This is a genomic window from Aneurinibacillus tyrosinisolvens (genome assembly GCF_001015055.1).
In the GTDB taxonomy this organism is placed as follows: domain Bacteria; phylum Bacillota; class Bacilli; order Aneurinibacillales; family Aneurinibacillaceae; genus Aneurinibacillus_A; species Aneurinibacillus_A tyrosinisolvens.
This window is the reverse complement of record NZ_BBWZ01000051.1, coordinates 1-17,476: the sequence shown is the minus strand read 5'-3', so window position 1 is coordinate 17,476 and position 17,476 is coordinate 1. Positions and strand designations below refer to the sequence as shown.

The 17,476-nt window shown below is 40.0% G+C and carries 16 protein-coding genes and 2 pseudogenes; 16 read left to right on the top strand and 2 right to left on the bottom strand.

Translation table 11 applies throughout. The features are described 5' to 3' along the window. Positions 1 to 138 precede the first annotated feature (138 nt). The 6 genes and pseudogenes from MBEAL2_RS33275 (at position 139) to MBEAL2_RS25185 (ending at position 3,335) form a co-directional block, all read left to right on the top strand. Positions 139 to 288 carry a hypothetical protein gene (locus tag MBEAL2_RS33275; RefSeq protein ID WP_236693014.1) on the top strand — a complete coding sequence of 50 codons (150 nt, stop codon included), beginning with the start codon at positions 139 to 141 and terminating at the stop codon, positions 286 to 288. 418 nt (positions 289 to 706) lie between these two features. Continuing rightward, positions 707 to 925 carry a YdbC family protein gene (locus MBEAL2_RS25200; RefSeq protein ID WP_047154983.1) on the top strand — a complete coding sequence of 73 codons (219 nt, stop codon included), beginning with the start codon at positions 707 to 709 and terminating at the stop codon, positions 923 to 925. A gap of 19 nt (positions 926 to 944) precedes the next feature. Further along, positions 945 to 1,244, top strand: a complete 300-nt coding sequence (locus tag MBEAL2_RS25195; RefSeq protein ID WP_047154982.1) for a hypothetical protein — start codon at positions 945 to 947, stop codon at positions 1,242 to 1,244. 199 nt (positions 1,245 to 1,443) lie between these two features. Next, positions 1,444 to 1,637 (top strand): annotated as a pseudogene (locus MBEAL2_RS34435) (hypothetical protein); the annotation flags it as partial. 473 nt (positions 1,638 to 2,110) lie between these two features. Next, positions 2,111 to 2,908 (top strand): DUF6155 family protein, encoded by a 798-nt coding sequence (locus MBEAL2_RS33270; protein WP_047154981.1) that lies wholly within the window; start codon positions 2,111 to 2,113, stop codon positions 2,906 to 2,908. A gap of 226 nt (positions 2,909 to 3,134) precedes the next feature. Further along, positions 3,135 to 3,335: a hypothetical protein gene (locus tag MBEAL2_RS25185; protein WP_047154980.1), complete on the top strand. Its 201-nt coding sequence runs from the start codon at positions 3,135 to 3,137 to the stop codon at positions 3,333 to 3,335. A gap of 999 nt (positions 3,336 to 4,334) precedes the next feature. On the opposite strand, the gene MBEAL2_RS25180 is transcribed toward MBEAL2_RS25185, so the two are convergent. Beyond that, on the bottom strand, positions 4,335 to 6,242 hold the full coding sequence (locus tag MBEAL2_RS25180) for an APC family permease (protein WP_052948004.1): 1,908 nt from the start codon (positions 6,240 to 6,242) through the stop codon (positions 4,335 to 4,337). Positions 6,243 to 6,643: 401 nt separating this feature from the next. Here MBEAL2_RS25180 and MBEAL2_RS25175 point away from each other — a divergent pair, with 401 nt between their 5' ends. The 10 genes from MBEAL2_RS25175 (at position 6,644) to MBEAL2_RS25130 (ending at position 15,652) form a co-directional block, all read left to right on the top strand. Next, entirely contained in the window at positions 6,644 to 7,168 is a 525-nt protein-coding gene (locus MBEAL2_RS25175) for an alpha/beta fold hydrolase (protein ID WP_052948003.1), read from the top strand. Positions 7,169 to 7,312: 144 nt separating this feature from the next. Beyond that, entirely contained in the window at positions 7,313 to 8,347 is a 1,035-nt protein-coding gene (gene namA, locus MBEAL2_RS25170; RefSeq protein ID WP_047154979.1) for an NADPH dehydrogenase NamA, read from the top strand. 544 nt (positions 8,348 to 8,891) lie between these two features. Then, the gene (locus tag MBEAL2_RS25165; protein WP_082130171.1) at positions 8,892 to 9,611 is read left to right on the top strand and encodes a DedA family protein; all 720 of its coding nucleotides are present in this window, start codon (positions 8,892 to 8,894) and stop codon (positions 9,609 to 9,611) included. 184 nt (positions 9,612 to 9,795) lie between these two features. After that, on the top strand, positions 9,796 to 10,260 hold the full coding sequence (locus MBEAL2_RS25160) for a hypothetical protein (RefSeq protein ID WP_047154978.1): 465 nt from the start codon (positions 9,796 to 9,798) through the stop codon (positions 10,258 to 10,260). Positions 10,261 to 10,292: 32 nt separating this feature from the next. Further along, positions 10,293 to 10,601 carry a DUF2653 family protein gene (locus MBEAL2_RS25155; protein WP_047154977.1) on the top strand — a complete coding sequence of 103 codons (309 nt, stop codon included), beginning with the start codon at positions 10,293 to 10,295 and terminating at the stop codon, positions 10,599 to 10,601. Positions 10,602 to 11,603: 1,002 nt separating this feature from the next. Next, a complete protein-coding gene (locus MBEAL2_RS25150; protein ID WP_047154976.1) occupies positions 11,604 to 12,029 on the top strand; it encodes a hypothetical protein in 426 nt (141 codons plus the stop codon). 1,021 nt (positions 12,030 to 13,050) lie between these two features. Then, the gene (locus MBEAL2_RS25145; RefSeq protein ID WP_047154975.1) at positions 13,051 to 13,518 is read left to right on the top strand and encodes a hypothetical protein; all 468 of its coding nucleotides are present in this window, start codon (positions 13,051 to 13,053) and stop codon (positions 13,516 to 13,518) included. Position 13,519: 1 nt separating this feature from the next. Further along, a complete protein-coding gene (locus tag MBEAL2_RS25140; protein ID WP_047154974.1) occupies positions 13,520 to 14,191 on the top strand; it encodes a PspA/IM30 family protein in 672 nt (223 codons plus the stop codon). Positions 14,192 to 14,380: 189 nt separating this feature from the next. Continuing rightward, the gene (gene lepB / locus MBEAL2_RS25135) at positions 14,381 to 14,896 is read left to right on the top strand and encodes a signal peptidase I (protein WP_047154973.1); all 516 of its coding nucleotides are present in this window, start codon (positions 14,381 to 14,383) and stop codon (positions 14,894 to 14,896) included. 66 nt (positions 14,897 to 14,962) lie between these two features. Continuing rightward, positions 14,963 to 15,652, top strand: a complete 690-nt coding sequence (locus MBEAL2_RS25130) for a lysozyme family protein (protein WP_052948002.1) — start codon at positions 14,963 to 14,965, stop codon at positions 15,650 to 15,652. Between the two features lie 298 nt (positions 15,653 to 15,950). Here the strand turns inward: MBEAL2_RS25130 and MBEAL2_RS25125 are convergent. After that, positions 15,951 to 17,072: pseudogene (locus tag MBEAL2_RS25125) on the bottom strand (MFS transporter). Positions 17,073 to 17,476: the final 404 nt, after the last annotated feature.

Below are 17,476 nucleotides of genomic sequence, written 5' to 3'. Positions count from 1 at the left end.
TAACAAGATGAATACATAAAGTGAACTTAAACAGAAATATTTTGAATAAATGGTAATGTGATGTGATAATAGAACTAAGGGATTTAATACCCTTAGTTCTATTTTTATGCTTTGGTTATCAGTGGGGGAGAGGTATAGATGGATATCGAAAAAATTTTGCGAATTATTCAGCAGGAATTTCCCAGCAAAGCAATCGACTTATCAGAAAGCTTAGGATTGGTAAAAGAAACAATTGGCGACATGATGAATGGTATTAACGATAAAATGAGTGAAGCTTTTGCACAATGAGATTTTGCAACACGTAAAAAATATGACGAGATTGCGGAAGCTATTTATGAATACGAACAAAAGCTTGAACAACTGATCTCTTTGCTAGAAGTGGATGGAATAGTAGAAGCTAAAAAGTATGAAGTAGATGAAGAAACTGAGAAAAAGACCATACCGAATTATTCTGATTACTACGTAGATACAAATGTAGAACATACATTGTATGAGGACTATACCCATAAACGTCCATGTGGATTCCGAATAAATGAGGACAAAATTAAGTCAATGGTAAAATTTATGTTGAAACCCTCATGAATAGCAATGGCTTCAGAAATATAATTGTTAAGTTATTAAAAGAGTACGGGTTTAGAATAAATGAGTTTAAGATTTATTTGAGGGCTGATTATTCTGAACTAAATAAATAGCGAGGTGAATCGCAATGCCAGACATCAAATATGAAATCATTGAACATATCGGCGTTCTTTCAGAAGGATCAAAAGGCTGGAAAAAGGAGCTTAACCTAATCAGTTGGAGTGGTCGTGAACCGAAATATGATATTCGTGAGTGGTCACCCGAGCACGAGAAGATGGGAAAAGGCGTTACGCTAAGCAGAGAAGAGATAGAACAACTTAAAAAGCTGCTCGAGGAAATGTCTTAAACATTGGAGAATCTAATAAATGAAATATAACGAACTTGAACTGCGACGGCTCATGAAAAAGGACTACAACTCTTTAATAGCAGAAGAAGTTATCCAGATTAACCTTTTAAATTTTATTAGATGTATTCACCTTAACAAGCAGGATTTCTATGCTGCTACGTTCAATACTACTTATTCCGGTGATATTGAAATGTCGTTTATTAAAGCTGAGAACTGCTTAATTGGATATTGTAAAGTGTCTATTAAAAAGAAACGGAAAATGATTCACTATTTATTTACACAAGATGGGTACGAAGAAGTGGCTGCTGTCCTAAAATAAACAGTAATATTTTGAATAAGTGACGATGTTACAAGGTAATAGAACTGAAGGCTTTTATGCTTTTGGTTCTTTTTTCTGTAGATAGCTTTATGCCTGGCTACCAGAAGGCTCATTCGTATATAGCCCATCCTCATAGACCGGACAAACAAATTAGTCATGCCATATTTTGCCCACAGATTTTTAGGTTTTTGGTGATTAAGCAGGCCGGGCCCACCATATTGGACAAAAAATAGTGTCCAGGTGATGAGACTGATTGCGCGCGGAACGATTGAAGAAAAAATATATGAAATGCAAGAGAAGAAAAAAGAACTCATTAAATAAGTCATCCAGCCCGGGGGAACAATGCTGTCCAGCTTATCCGAAGCGGAGATCCGCGAAATATTAAGGATATAATGGAGTATGGGTATGGTTAATAGGAGAATAAGCAGGCAGATGGAGCAGTCAAGCCACTGCTCTTTTTTTATAGGGGGTGAAGTGGGCGTGTTATTTAAACGGTAGCTCATCGTCTAGACTTAACTGCAATTCCAACGGCTCTTGATACATTTCTGCATCTGCACCGCAAGCAACACACGGAAACGTTTCATCCATAAAGTACTCGTACCCGACAAAACCATGGGTACACTCTTGTAAACCAAAGATAGTCTCCCATTCGATCTCAAAAAAACATTGACAATGCTTGCAAAAAAAGCGAACAGAGCCAAAGTCCTCCTTAGGTTGGGAGAATAATTATATTAATTAAATACAGAGCAAATACTATTCGCTATCTGATTGGACATTCTAATTGTTATTACGGTATACTCGACGCATGTGGAGAGCGTGGTAAAGCTATATTTAAAGGATTAAAAGTGATTGAGTAGGTGATAGACATGAGCGATAAAAGTTCTAAAGTTTCAGTTCGGAAATTGAGGAGCAAGCTGGATGAATGTTCAAAGCAAGAAGTAATTGAATTCCTAGTTGAAAGTTTCAAGATGAGCAAAGAAGTTCAAACATATATGTCGATAAAAATTAATGGTGACGATGGGGTACAAGCAATTATTGAAGACTATAAGAAGAAGATACAGGCAGAATTTTTTCCGGCTAGAGGATATGGGAAGCTGCGAGTATCTGTCGGGAAAAAAACGATATCAGATTTTGAAAAAGCTGCCAAGGATACTGGTCTAACTTTGGAATTGATGATGTGCTTTGCGGAAGTCGCAGTCCAATACATACATGAGAATGGTGATATTCCCGAGGACATGGGTGATTATTTTACTGACACATATGAGGAAATAATCCAGCAGCTCGACAAAGAAAAAACATCGAAATTGTATAGACAGTACAAAGATCGCCTGAAATCAATTGTTGATACGACTGGTTGTGAGTGCTGGGGAATTCATGATTCATTAGAAGGGTCTTATTCAATGCTCAAGTGGGCAGATTACGACAATGAGAATGATGAAGCTGACTTCCGCGACACCATTTCATATGCAGCTATGAAAAAATGGTTGGACACCCCTGAAGAGACACGTCAAAGAATTATTCAAAATGTCTGGTGCGGTAAATGCTCGATGGCTGTCACAATTATGGACTTTTCCATACAGTTAGACACTTGTGGCATTGTTCTTAAAGGAACTTGCTTCAATTGTGGTCATAAGGTTGCAAGAGTCATTGAAAAGGATAATTAAGTGTAGATAGAACAAAGAGCATCTGCACAGAGCAGGTGCTCTTTCTTCTGCTTGAAGATAAACGATTTGTGATATAATCGGGGAAAAAGCCACGTGGGAGACAAGGGAGAACTTACCGAAGAGCAATTTTTAGAGCAGATACAGCCGTTGCCCAATTGGAGTCCTCAACTTTCCTTTCATGATGATGAAATGTTAAAATGTATTAAGTGTAAGGAGGTGCTCACCGTTGAAAAACTCACTCGTACTCGATGAGATGGATTTGGAATTTATTATGGGCGTTCAAGATTGTTTAGACGAAGTTTTGCTTAAATCCAGCTTTTTGAAACGACTACAGGAAGATTCGGACTACGTTTATCATTATGATGAACAGTATTGGGCACAAGTGATTAAAAATGAATTCGATTCACGTCATGCAGTGATATTGTAAAACATAGAACAATGGTGGAAAGAGCATCTACAGCGAATGTAGGTGCTTTTTATTTTATCGCGTGCCCAGCAAGCCGTTAATTGCTAGTTGGTGAAAGTCCAACCCAAGTAAGAGCCAAGTCGCTTGGTAGCTGACAGGCAACTGGTGGAGAAATCCTAAGGTTGAAGCCCTGTAACAACGTAGCCCGAAAGGGCGCAAGCAAATCAGCAGACCGTAATATCAAGTGAATCCTGCCGCTTCGACAAAAGAACCTGCCGTAAGGCAGACAAAGAGGAGCCAAGCCTGGGGTAAATAGGCGAAGGCCACGGATGTGCAAAGAACTTGGAGAGCCACACAGAAGAACCTCTCGGAGTAAGGGGAGCGGTATGCTGAGAAAGTAGTTAACGGAACTGGGGAGACCCTCCTTTGCACTTTCCTCATGGAAAGTAAAGCAGAAGCCTATAAGTGAATGCGAAAGGGTGGATGGCAAAGAGGGAGTCGGAGGGGTCATAGTACTTCATTTGCTGGTATGCTGCTAGCCTAGTCGCAAAGGCTATCTCTGCTCGAAACAGCGTCTTTGGCAACGAAGGGGTTGGTTGCATGAGGGAAATGCGGAAACAGAGGAGAGGATCAGTGCATCATCCGGAACACTGCTAGGAGAAGCTGGGTAAGGCTGTACCTCATGGTACAGCTTGCGGTGAACAGAAGTGAAGGTTTGTAAGCTTCGTAAAGGTTAGCCTCAGATGGTCGTAAGGTTACTGTGTTGCGACCCACATCTTGCCCGGAGTAAAGAACCCACCTGTCCTCATCGTATCTGTGGGAAGATAACGGGACGGATACTGTCGGTCGAAGGGCTTTTGCCATGACAGAACCCGAAAGAGTGCAGACTTCTGACGGGTCTTCAACATGGAGCGTAAATTGATGGATATCTTCTGACGTAAGGAACGTACAGCGATGCCCCCGACTCCCGACACAAGAACATTCGATTTGGAATCAGGCTAGCTTGTTACGCTGTATTCATTATTTTCGTAGATGATAAGGAACGGTTGTAATCACCACATCCTTATAACGGAAAAGCCATGCTCGTAAAAGCAGTGCACTTTGATTATGCAGCAGGTTATGCCACCATACTCTTGGTATAAATTGCGGTAAAATGACATGGATGTGTTCGGCTTCCCCTTCTTTCACTTCCAGCCTTCTAATAAATTTAGATAAAGGGCGTAAAATGGAGCGGTATTCACTTTTCAGAGTCACAAGTCTGCAAGGAGACCCCCATTCTTCCCACCTCTTTTCCATCTGCCTAATGGATTCATCGTTAAAACCGACATAGACCGCAACGACATCTGTACCTAAACTGGTTGCGAAGGACAGGGTATTTAAGACGACACGATGAATGCCAGATACCAAAACGACGGAGAGAACATGATGCTGTTCAGGATGTGTGGTCTTGGGGTCAATTCGCAGTTCATCTGCTGTCTGATTATAATGTCGACGGATGGCGATAGAAGATAAAATGATGAGGGGCAAGATAATTAACACAATCCAAGCTCCACTCCTAAATTTTGTAACAGCAACAATCAGAGTAACCAAGGCAGTTACGATAGTTCCTATTAGATTAATCCCAAATTTCAGCTGCCAATAAGGTCCCTTTATTCGAATCCAACGGCGAAGCAGTCCAATTTGTGCCACGGTAAAGGCAAGGAAAACACCAATGGCATAGAGTGGGATCAGGGCATTCACATTGGCGCGAAAAATGATGATGAGGAGGGAAGCAGCTGCCGCAAGAAGAATAATCCCATTCGAATACATTAAGCGATCTCCCCGATTGGTGAAGGCACGAGGTAAAAATCCGTCCGCAGCGACAATCGCCGCTAATTGTGAGAAACCAATAAACGTGGAGTTCGCGGCTAAAATCAAAACAACAAAAGTGGACCAAATAATAATTTGATAAAGAATCCCACGCCCAAAATAAATTTCGAGTAGCTGGGACAATGCGGTAACGCCAGGATGAATCGATATGCCGTGCACGTAAAGATGATAAGAGAAGCCTAATAGGGTTACACTTGTAATCACACCTAAGGCAATATAGGTTTTAATGGCATTTTTCTGCTGCGGTTCTCGAAAAATAGGCACCGCATTGGAAATGGTTTCAATCCCTGTTAAAGAAGAACAAGCCGAACTGAAGGCTCGTAAGATGACCATCATGGTTAATCCCTCTGGAACCGAACCAAAAGGAGGCGTCGCAGGTTGAACGAATCCGTATCGAACTTCATTGATAAAACCGACAATAATGACAAGAATCATGCTTGCCATGAAAAAAAAGGTCGGCCATGCGAAAATGCGGGCTGATTCCGCGACCCCGCGTAAATTGATAATCACAAGGATAAAGATAACGAAGACAGCAAGCGTAGTTTGGTAAGGTATAAGTATGGGATAAGCTGCAGCCATGTTTACAATCCCTGAAGAAATGGAAACTGCAACCGTTAAAATATAATCCACTAATAAAGAGCTGGATGCAATTAAGGCGGGGATTCCGCTTTTAAAGTTATCTTTCGCAATGGTGTAAGCACCACCGCCGCTTGGATAAGCGATGACCCCCATAATGTAAGACATAATAAGAATGAAAAGCAGAAGAACCGTTGCAATCGTAATCGGTAAAATGAGCCAGTTCGCCGCAGGACCAACATGTGCAAGCTCCGCAAGCCCTGCCTCAGGGCCGTAAGCAACCGATGAATAGAGATCCGCTGACAGAATCGGAAGCGCAATAAGCCAAAACAATTGATTATGCGAGGTATAAAGTGCACGGGAAGGCATTGGACGACCGATGAGCATTCTTTTTAAGCTGGCAAAATTTGAAATGGAACTCCACATGAGCAATACAAGTGCTACCACAAGTACGATCTCCAACAATCTAAACGCATCAATCATTGTGATTATTTTCCTTTCCCTACATTAAATATTCTCATACACCTTATGGTTTATCCTCTGTACCAAAGCTTCCTTATTTTTCCCATACTTTACGTTATCATTCTTATCACCGCCCCATAAAAAAGACTGATGCCCCCTTTTCTGCGAACCGAAGTTCCAAAAAGAAAAGGTCTGCATCAGTCTGAATAAGCCCATAAACTTATGATTAGTAGGCTTTTGTCATCTGTTCAGGCTTTTACCCATGTATTTTCAAAACGTAGGCAACAGAAAAAAGACCTTCCTTGCTTTAGCCGACGAAGTTAGCTGACGGGTAGGATGGCAAGGAAGTTTACCCTCATCCCTCTCACAATAAGTGTAAGATTAGTACCATCCCGATATACTGGCAAAGGGGGGAATCATATATGCCAAAAGTAAATGCAAATAACATTACAATAGAGTATGAAGTAATAGGTGATGGATTTCCTATCATTTTTCTCCACGGAAGTGGTGTAAGTTGGAGGTGTTGGTCACCCCAAATCCCTGTATTTTCACCACATTATCAAATGGTAATGCCGAATATGTGTGGACATGGTGAGTCAAGTCCTCTTCCACGAACAAATAATTATCATGAGCTGATGGCAGACGATCCTAAACTCTTCATGGATTCATTAGGCATTAATCGTGCACATGTTATAGGATTATCGATGGGTGCTGTCGTAGCCCTTCGTTTCGCGATAAAGTACCCAAATTATGTTGGAAAACTCGTCTCTGTATGTGGTTACATTGAACACATTTCTAACGCGAAAATCACAATCTTCAATGGAGGATTTGACCCTTTAAGCACAGAACGGCAGGAGATTCATGATGAGATGATTCTGGACTTCCTTGCGAACCGTCCTATAAAGCAATACCCTAAAGTAATGTTTACAGAACATGAGCTAATTTAATTTTGGAATTTTAAAAACACGAACAGTAAAAATTTAACTTTATTTAGCTAACGAGAATCGATAGTCCAATAAAAAAGGCAGTATTGTAAATAGGTTTTTTAGACAGATTATTTATTAATACATCAAAGAAGGAGCGTATAATTTATGGAGCGGAAATTATTTTCACCTTATACCATTAAAGATGTTACCTTTAAAAACAGAATTGTCATGTCCCCAATGTGTATGAATTCTAGTACAAACCAAGATGGTAAAATCACAAAGTGGCATATCCTTCACTATGGAAATCGTGCTGTGGGACAGGTAGGCCTAATTATGCTTGAAGGAACTGCAGTTTCTGCTGAAGGACGTATTACATATGAGGATTTGGGAATTTGGAATGACGAACATGTAGAAGGATTAAAGCAACTCGTTGACATCATTCATGAACAGGGTTCCAAAGTGGGGATTCAGCTTGCACACGCGGGGCGGAAATCACAGTTAAATGAAATGAGCATTGCTCCTTCTGTTATCGCATTCGAACGTATGAAAGAGCCGAAAGAAATGACAGAAGAGGACATCCAAATGGTGATACATAACTTTAAAGAAGCCGCCCGCCGTGCAAAAGAAGCTGGTTTCGATGTAGTCGAAATACACGCGGGACACGGATACCTAATTAACCAATTTCTTTCACCACTTACCAATCACCGAACGGATCAATACGGCAGCAATTTGGAAAAACGTTATTTCTTTTTAGAAAAAGTCATCCAGGCCATAAAACAGGAATGGAGGGGACCTCTTTTTACTCGAATTTCTGCTACAGAATATCATGAAAAAGGAAATACACCGGATACCTATGTTGTCTATGCTAAAAAAATGAAGGAACAGGGTGTTGATTTAATCGACTGCACTTCGGGTGGTGTTGTTCGTGCACCAATTGATGTGTATCCCGGTTATCAGGTACCGGCTGCCGATCAAATCCGCAATCAAGCTAATATCGCTACGGGGGCTGTAGGTTTAATCACAACTGGAATTCAAGCAGAAGAAATTCTCAAAAACAATCGAGCCGATCTCATTTTTATCGGACGTGAATTGCTTCGCAATCCTTACTGGCCTCGTACTGCCGCCCAAGAGCTGAATGTTATTATTGACACCCCAGATCCATATAAAAATTATGGTGCCAGTTGGTTTCCAGCTAAATAAAAATTCTTATTGTCTCCCATAAAGATTAATTCAGGTTAAAAAGCTAAAAAGGGCATACAGAAACAAACCCGGCTCATGTAGTTTAAAAAATAGGCTAGGCTCACGCAACACTCAAAAAAGATGAATCTCCCATACGTGCTACCCATACTGGGTGCAGCCTCGCTGCATGGTTGGCTAAAACCAGCTAATATGTTGTCAATCTTTTGCGAACACCTATACACCACAGCAAATAGCCTTTTTTATAGTTCGTAAATATTTATTTCGATTTTATGGACGTTCAAGTTCATATTAACAGCCCTTTTTATCATTTGATAATTTTCATACATAGCAAGATTCCAATGAATTTTTAATCTTTTTCTAATGGATATCTTGAGAGACTCTAATCCTCTATCCCGTAAGATAAAAAGTAGAGAGGGAACTTTGGAAAAAATAGAGGAATTATATAGATAAGGTAAGAATCGTTACCTGCTTAACGGCTCGCATTATCGGATGTAAGCAGCAAAACATCTGCATATAGGGGAAGGCTAATTCGGGAGGACAAAAAGTGGAAAATATCGTTGCTTGGATGAGTCACTATGGATATGCTGTACTACTCCTTGGCTCTGCGTTGGAGCTGGTTGCCTTCGGAATTCCGATTGAAGTGTTAATGAGTTATGCAGGATTTCTTATTTCACATGGCCAGCTGAATTGGGCGTTGTGCATTTTCATGGCGGGACTAGGAAGTTGTATAGGCATGACAATTGCATACTGGATTGGCTACAAATTAGGTCCTCCTTTTTTTCACAAATATGGACGGGGGATTCATCTAGGGCCAGAAAGGTTGGAAAAAACCTCGCTTTGGTTTAATAAATATGGGAATAAACTTCTGATTATCGCTTATTTCATACCTGGGGTACGACACATTACAGGATATTTTTCAGGAATTATGAAAATGCGATTTCAAACCTTTGCGGTTTATGCATACACCGGTGCTTTTATATGGGTAGGTACTTTTATATCGTTAGGAAAAGTATTGGGCCCTCAATGGGATCGATATCATAATTCCATTAAAAAGTATTTGCTGATCGCCGTGATTATAGCAGTCGTTTTTTTTGCTTTCATGTATTTCTATAAGAAGTATAAGGCACAGATAAAGGAATGGTTAACAGTTGGACTTATGAAAGGGCGGCAGGTATTTCATTCATTGTGGCGTATTTGGTTCTTTGTTCTTACAACAACGGGTATGTTTCTTGGATCTTCGGTTTTTATGATTGGGCCAATTTGAGGAGTTTAATATCCTTGCATGATTTTGTCCATTTAATTAAATATATGGGCCGTTGTTTTTATCACCTGCAAGATGTTGTGATAGTTACCTGTTTTACCGGTGTTTTTTAATTAGATTTTAATAATGTTGTGCAATAATGATAATGAACAAAAATATGACTAAAAAGAAGGAAGAGGCATATACAATGAAAGCAAAAATTATTCCATTCTTCATTTCCGCTGTGATGGTAATCAGCCCTGTAACGACATTTGCAAAGGGGTTTAGCGGAGGAGCCTCAGGAAGCCATTCGAGCTACCATTCTCAAACACATTCTACTACTTCAAATAATCATAACGGAAGCACGTATCATTCAGGGTATAAATCATCTTCTACAAATGTAACAAATCAACCAAGGCACAACTCCATCCCAGCAGCAGCGCCTAACAAGACCCGTAGCATCTTATCACATGCAGCAGCATTTGGGGGAGGAGCTCTTCTTGGCGGTATGCTTGGGAGTATGTTCCATCCATTTGGAGGAGGCCAACCCGCCGGATTTGGTTCTCAACTGGGCTCTTCATTTTCTTTACTCGGGTTTCTACTGGACATTCTGGTTATTGTACTTATCATCTGGGCTGTACGCAAACTTTTCTTTAATAAGCGTAATGCGTAGAAATATTTTTTATATAAAAGGAGCTATAGAATATGAAACTGCATTTTAACGAGCAGGACGTAATTGACGCATGTTGTGTAATGGCTGCACAACGAACAAATGGGAATCCGCAAGATATGGATGTAGACCTTCAGTTTAATCCAAACACAGGATTTGCAGCGGAAGCTAAAGATACGAGAGATGGATATGGAAATGTTCATCTTCATTTAACTGAGCAAAATATGATTGATGGGATAGCGACATACCTTGCAGAATATCATAATTTTATTCCTGAGCGATTACAAATTGATTTACTGTTTAATGAGGGAACAGGGATTGAAGCGGATATTATCGTCGAATAAAAATCTAAAGCAAATGGTTGTGGAGAGATTCCACAACCATTTTTTATAACCATGTAATTTTAAAGTAGCTAATTTGGTTATGTCTAAGCGTGCTACTTTGTTGTGCTCAAAATATCGGCTATATAAAAAGTGGACTTCAGTCAATATTTTAGATACGTAAAGGTTAAGTCGTTTTACTAAATTAGTAGTAACTCATCCTCTTTCGAACCTATTGTGATATCCTATTTAGATAAAACATGGATTTGTTTAGTTTAATTATTAAGTTAACCGAGGGACGGGAATCGTTAGTTCAACAAGAAACATAAATATGATTAGATTTTTTTCATAAAATCATGATTCCATAGAAAATATTTAGAGCGTGTATTTATGTTGGATTATCAAGGTTTTTAATATTAATTTGTTCAAACCTTATTTCAAAGCAACACTCAAGGCGAAGGCGTGGTTTTTTTGTCTATTAAAAGAGCAATTACACGAATGCCTCCCGCCATTTGTCGTTTCCGATGCAGACAAGCAGAATATGATGTAAGACAGGATGGGTTCCGCTATAACCCCTCTTCCTTTTACTTGCTCTTTGCACCGGAATGGTTTATTGGTTTGTAAGGAGAAACGTTATTAAAGAAAGGAGATGGAGAAATGGCAGGTCACGGCTTTTTTGGTGATGATATCCGGATTATTCTCGTGCTCTTTATCCTACTCGTTGTTATTTCCGAAAGCTTCTAACGGAAGTTTCCTGGTAAAACCTAAGATGGACGAAAGAGGCAGTTTAACGGCTGCCTTCTTTCGTTGAGGAGAAGGAATAAATCATGCAGAACTTTCTCCATCAAAACTTAACCGCCAATACCCTCATCTTTTTGCAGACATCACATTTGGATACTCCTGGAACCGCACATCTAATTTTAATGTTCTTCTAAGGTGAACCTAGGGAGAAATTAATGTTCCATCCTATAAAATAGGACTTGTACAAGAACAAAAAAATATAAATTCTTTAGGAGGAACATGATTATGAATAAAAAGATTATTGGTTCTGCATTAGCAATCGCATTAGTTGGAGGCGGAATTGCAACCATTTCTCAAGTAAACGCATCTCCTGCCACTCCTGCAACTAGCCAAGTACAAGCTGATAACCAAAAAGACGGTGAAGTGCCTGATGCTGTAGAAAAAGCAGCTACACCAGCTCCAGTTGTTGCAGCACCAAAGGCTACTGCTACTGTTCAAGCTAACGCCAAAGCAGCAGTAGACGATCAAAAAGATGGTGAAGTTCCTGACGCACAAGAAAAGGCAGATGGAACAGTAGATGACCAGAAAGACGGTGAAGTGCCTGATGCTTTAGAAAAAGCAGATGTTAAAGCAAACGCTAAAGCAAACGCAGCAGTAGATGACCAAAAAGATGGTGAAGTCCCGGATAGTCAGGAAAAACCAGGTCAATAAAACAATAATTTAAAGCAGGCAAGTTAACAGAATTAAGAAAGTTAGAATTGAAAATAAGTAAATTCAGAGAAGTCCTCTTATTCATTTAAGGGGACTTTTTTGTCGTTAAAGAAAGTATATGTTGCTTTAAAGTGTTAAAGGGAATTATTATCATGGGACCGTGCGGTCCCAAAGTCAAAGAAAAACATCGCGGGCGATGACGGCTCTTTTCTTTCCCCCCTGTGGAGCGCGCCTGCCATAGGGCGAAAAAGACCGGCAATTGTCTCCAACACCTAAGCTACCCAGATGTTTTGCCGGTCCGCCCGGCGTGAGACTAAGCGGCCGTCCAACTTCCAGAAGGGGAAAGGACGAGCGGCATGCCCGCGATGTTTTTCTTATTGGGCATTGACATTGATTTGGTCTCATCATAGTTAATAAAGAATGTCTTCACTCCAACATCTCTTTTTATTAGTGTCAAAAACCCCCTGCGTATTGTGTGAAAAGTGCCTTTTTTAGGTGTTGAATCTCACTTTTCAGAGTGCTAGCAAGGTTCGGTTCCTTGAAACTCTACTTTTTCCGGTTATAAGGATTATTGTGTTTCTTCAGTCTAACCCACATGCTCATCAAAAAACTAGATTCGTTATCTAAAGTCAAAACTCTTAATAACAAATGAGTTCCAAGTGTCTAAACCTTTTCATTTTTCACAAAAAGAAAATTGAAAATGAATGACCGATTATTCATACACAGTACGATTCTAATGAGTTTTTAACCTTTTTCCAAGGAATTTACTAGGACAATCGCATCTTCCATCCTATAAGATATATCTTGCAAGGGAACAAAAAATTCGAGTCTAAAAGCTTAAATGAGAATTAGGAAATGTTAACTCCTGAAGAATTTTTACTGGCAAGCTTCCCACTCAGCCTCAAAAAACACAGCGGATAATGGCATGTTTTTTAAATGCCTCGATTTAATTTCACGGTTTTTTCACTTTTCTCCCCTATAATCAAATTCGTTGGCAGGACAAGCAAGAGGAGGAAAAGAGATGAAGGCAAAAGGAAGGAAAAGCTTACTCTGGATTTTGGCAGCAATTTTAATGTTCAGTATTATTAGTTTAACTATAAATATACTGAGTGATGGTTTTAATGAGAGGGAAAATCATCATCCAAGCATGAACTCAGGTTATGAGTATGGTCAAACTCAGGTTATAAAGGAACCCAATTCAATACATGAAGAAGATCCTATGTATGGTCACCATGATATGCACGAGCATGATGAGATAGAAGGATTCCACGTTATCGGTTCCGCCGTGTCCTTTGTTTTTGGACTCGTTGTCATTGGTATTTTAATCAGATGGCTGCGAAAAAATAGAAAAGGCCGTCCGTTTAACAAGTCGATAATGGATACACCTCTTTCCTATACGACCTATACGGTGAACCAGAACCAGCCGGATTTCTTGGATGAGTGGGAAAAGAAGCAAACACATCAAACAAACAAGAAGGAGAATGAATAAGATGGGGATTTTAAAACGGATTAAAAACATCACAATGGCTCAAATAAACGGACTGCTTGATAAAGCGGAGGAACCCATTAGTATCCTCAATCAATCAATGCTGGAAATGGAGCAGGAAATTACGAAAGGTCAGCAGGCGTATGCGTATCAACTCTTTCTTGAGAAGCAGCAGGTAGCAGCAATCGCAAATACGGAAGAAGTTGTATCAAAAAGGACACGCCAGGCAAAATTAGCTGTAGATAAAGGGGAAGAATCCATTACAAAATTGGCCTTGCAAGAAAAAATGAACCATGAGAAAAACCTGAACCTATATAAAGGGCAATACGAAACCATTAAAAACCAAACAAAAAACCTATTTGAAAAGGTAAATCAACTTAAGGAGGAGTATAGTGAGCTACAGAATCGAAGACTTCTTTTACTTTCGAGAGCCAATGTAGCTCGAACCATGAAGCAGATGAACAATACAGTGGCTTCATTTCATACGGAGAGCATCGCGAAGGGCTTTGCTCGTGCTGAAAATCACATTCTATTGTTGGAAGCAGAGGTAGAAGCAAACCATCAATTATCCAATCAGTCACAAGTTATTGCTTCTTACCTAATTGAGCCTACCATGCAAGAAGAGGTAGAAAAGGAGTTAGAGAAACTAAAAGCGACCCAAAAGGAGACCGTTTAATAGCTCTGCTTGTTGGAGATAAGATATAGGAATTGACTGTCTGAAACAAAGGAAAACCTTATGTGAATAACCACATGAGGTTTTCTATTACTATTTGGCACGAGAATAATTCCTTTCCTATCGTTTCTATCAGAAAACAAAATAACAAAGGAAGCCTAAAATCTGTAAGAGAACTTTGGGGGATGTTTTATGAAAAAGAATTTACTAAAAGAATGGGGTCCAACGATTGTTCTTACCCTTCTACTTAGTTTGGTATGTAGAACGTATGTAGCAGAAGCCGTGGTGGTCCCTTCAGGATCCATGCTGCCGACTATACAACTACAAGACCGTTTGCTTGTAGAAAAATTCACAGGACCTGCTTCTTTAAAATATGGGGATGTTGTGGTTTTTTACCCCCCGATTCCGGGACAAGAAAGTCAGCGTTTTATTAAACGGTTGATCGGTATCGGAGGAGATACGATTGAAATCAAAAACCATACCCTTTACCGTAATGGGGTTAAAGTAGAGGAACCCTATGTTAAACAAAAGATGAATTACGATTATGGACCCGTTAAAATTCCACAGGGGAACTTTTTCTTTTTAGGAGACAATCGAAATAATAGCTACGATTCTCATTTATGGCCCACCCCTTTTGTTGATCAAAATAAAATTGTAGGGAAAGCCGTTGTTACTTTTTTTCCTTTCTCTGACTTTAAACAATTTTGAAAATGGCTGAATGGGGTCGTGTTGTCGGGTTCACTTACACCTGTTAACTGGTAGATAAGGCTTAAAATGAACCTTTCGGATGATGGGAAATTAGGTAAGATACCAACAACACAAGAGGATTCAACAACACAACACAATACAAGGTATAAAGGGTGTATGTTTGTGCAATTTCAATTAGAACGATCCGTAACGAAGCAACGGAAAGAAATTGTTTTTCTCTTCTTTTCTTTGATAATCTGCCTCTTTGTATTTTTTGTACAACTTCAAAAATCAGATACGATGGATAGTGGAGAAGGAAAAACAGGAATTAATGCTTCCGTTTTAGGTTATCAACCCTTGCTTCAAAAGTATGCTGCAAAATATGGAGTCAGTGAGTATGAAACATTTTTAATGGCTCAAATGATGCAAGAATCAGGAGGTCAAGGCGGTGATCCCATGCAGGCCAGTGAAAGTTTGGGATTGCCACCTAATAGAATTACGAATCCCGAACAGAGTATTGATGCAGGAGTGAAGCATTTTGCTTCCGTTTTGAAGCTTTCAAACGGTGATTTAAAACTTGCGGCTCAATCATATAATTTTGGAAATGGATTTATCCAATATGCAAAAGCCCGTGGAGGATATTCAAAGGAGAACGCCATTGCTTTTTCACAAATGATGGCAAAAAAATATAATTGGAAGCGGTATGGTGACGTGGATTATGTTGACCACGTATTCCGGTACTATGAAGATGGGACAAGTACGAGGATAAATATGTAGTTGATAGACCAAAACATTTCGAGGAATTGTCCTCGTTTATTTCGTGATTATAATTGGACACAATAAAGTAGCTATTCGGTTTTTAATCCGTAGTAGCTACTTTAATTTACAAAAGAACTCTTTTCGAGTTTGCGTAACAAGAAAAACCACTTTGATAATACTATTGGCGCGTTAGTCGGCCGAGCCGCCGCCGTTGCCGAGGCGCGCGGCGCCGATAGGGGCATCGCGCTGTTTGAAGCCATACCGACCGAGGCTATCAAGAGCTATCAACCCTATTGGGCACTTACCGCCCATTTGTTCAAGCGAATGCAAAGATATGAGGAAGCCCGTGCTGCTTACAGCCGTGCCATCGGGTTGTGCACGGATCCGTCCATACGCGAGTTTCTGAAGCAGCAGGCTTGCCAAGTTTAGTGGACATTCCTCCTTTTAATATAAAAGTTAACAATGAAATTGCAAAAGATACTGCTGTAAGTATCCCTACTGCGGAAAAACCGTTGAACTGTGCATAAAGCAAGCCCGCCATCCAGGAGCCGAGCGTTATCGAAGCATACATGGTCGCCTGTGACAAACTTGAAATCATACCACGGATTGCTGGATTCAACGAGATCAGCATCTCCATGATAGGTGGAGCAATGATGTAAATATTGAACCGATTGAACTTATGGATTATAAAAGCGCTGCATAAGCTGCCGACTAAAGTATCAATACCCAGAAAGATCATTATGTCTCCGACTTGATCAATCGAAATCTGGAAGCGGTCTGTTATCCATTTGCCGAGAAAGGAAAATGAGGAGAAATTTCCTAATTGAAATAAAAAATAGGCAAGGTAAGCTCCCCTCGCTTTTCCGCTCTTCAACAGTGGCACGTATCGTTTAAGAACGGAAGTATTTGTTCCTTGTTCTTTATTGGGTTTCATTTCTGGCATGATGAAAATGATCGATATCGCTAACAATAGGGAAAATCCGCCGATTGCAAAAAACGAAAAAGACCAATGGATTGTAGCGAGCCAGCTTCCGATCGGAACACCAAGCACTTGGGCAGCGGCCAACCCTGCGAAGGCAATTCCCAGAGCTTTGGCAATCCTTGGACCTGGGAATAGAGTTGGGATCGCGGCCCAGACTTGCGGAGCTGTAAAAGACGCGCTGACGCCGGCCAAAAATCGGAATAAAAACATGGATCAAAAGCTTGATGCGTAGCCACATAAGAACGTTGCAATCGAGAAGCAAACCATGCCGGAAAGCATGACCTTTTTGCGATCCCATCCATCGGAAAGTGGTCCGGCAATCAATGCAAATATCGCATAACCTAATGCATATGCGCCCATCATCCATCCAGAAATTTTGGTAGGGACTTGAAACAATTTCTGCAAAGTCGGAATGAGCGGAGAAATCAAAAATACATCCGTGCCGATTACAAACATGATCAGAAACAATAAAATGATTACCTTTCTCCTCTCATTTATTTTGAAGCGGACCATTTTCTCCCTCATTAAAAAGACGAACAAGCCAGCTAGATTTCGACATCTCCGAAAAAAAATTTACAAAGAAAAATGCTAAGTTCAGTGATGATTCCTTAAGGCGATTAGTATATAATGGTGGAAAAATTTTTTTGTTTACGTTTTAGCAGGGACTATTCCGCCAAGACTGTTGCTATAAGGAGATAAATGAGATGAGGGGGAATCTGATGAATAGAAGTTGGCCGATTAGTTACAAACCGATACAATTGAGCGCATCTGATAAAGAAAGATTATACTCAAAGGTTGACCAATTTATAAAGGAATCTTCACGCCTACGTACAATTGTAACTTTGATTAAAATTAAAGCC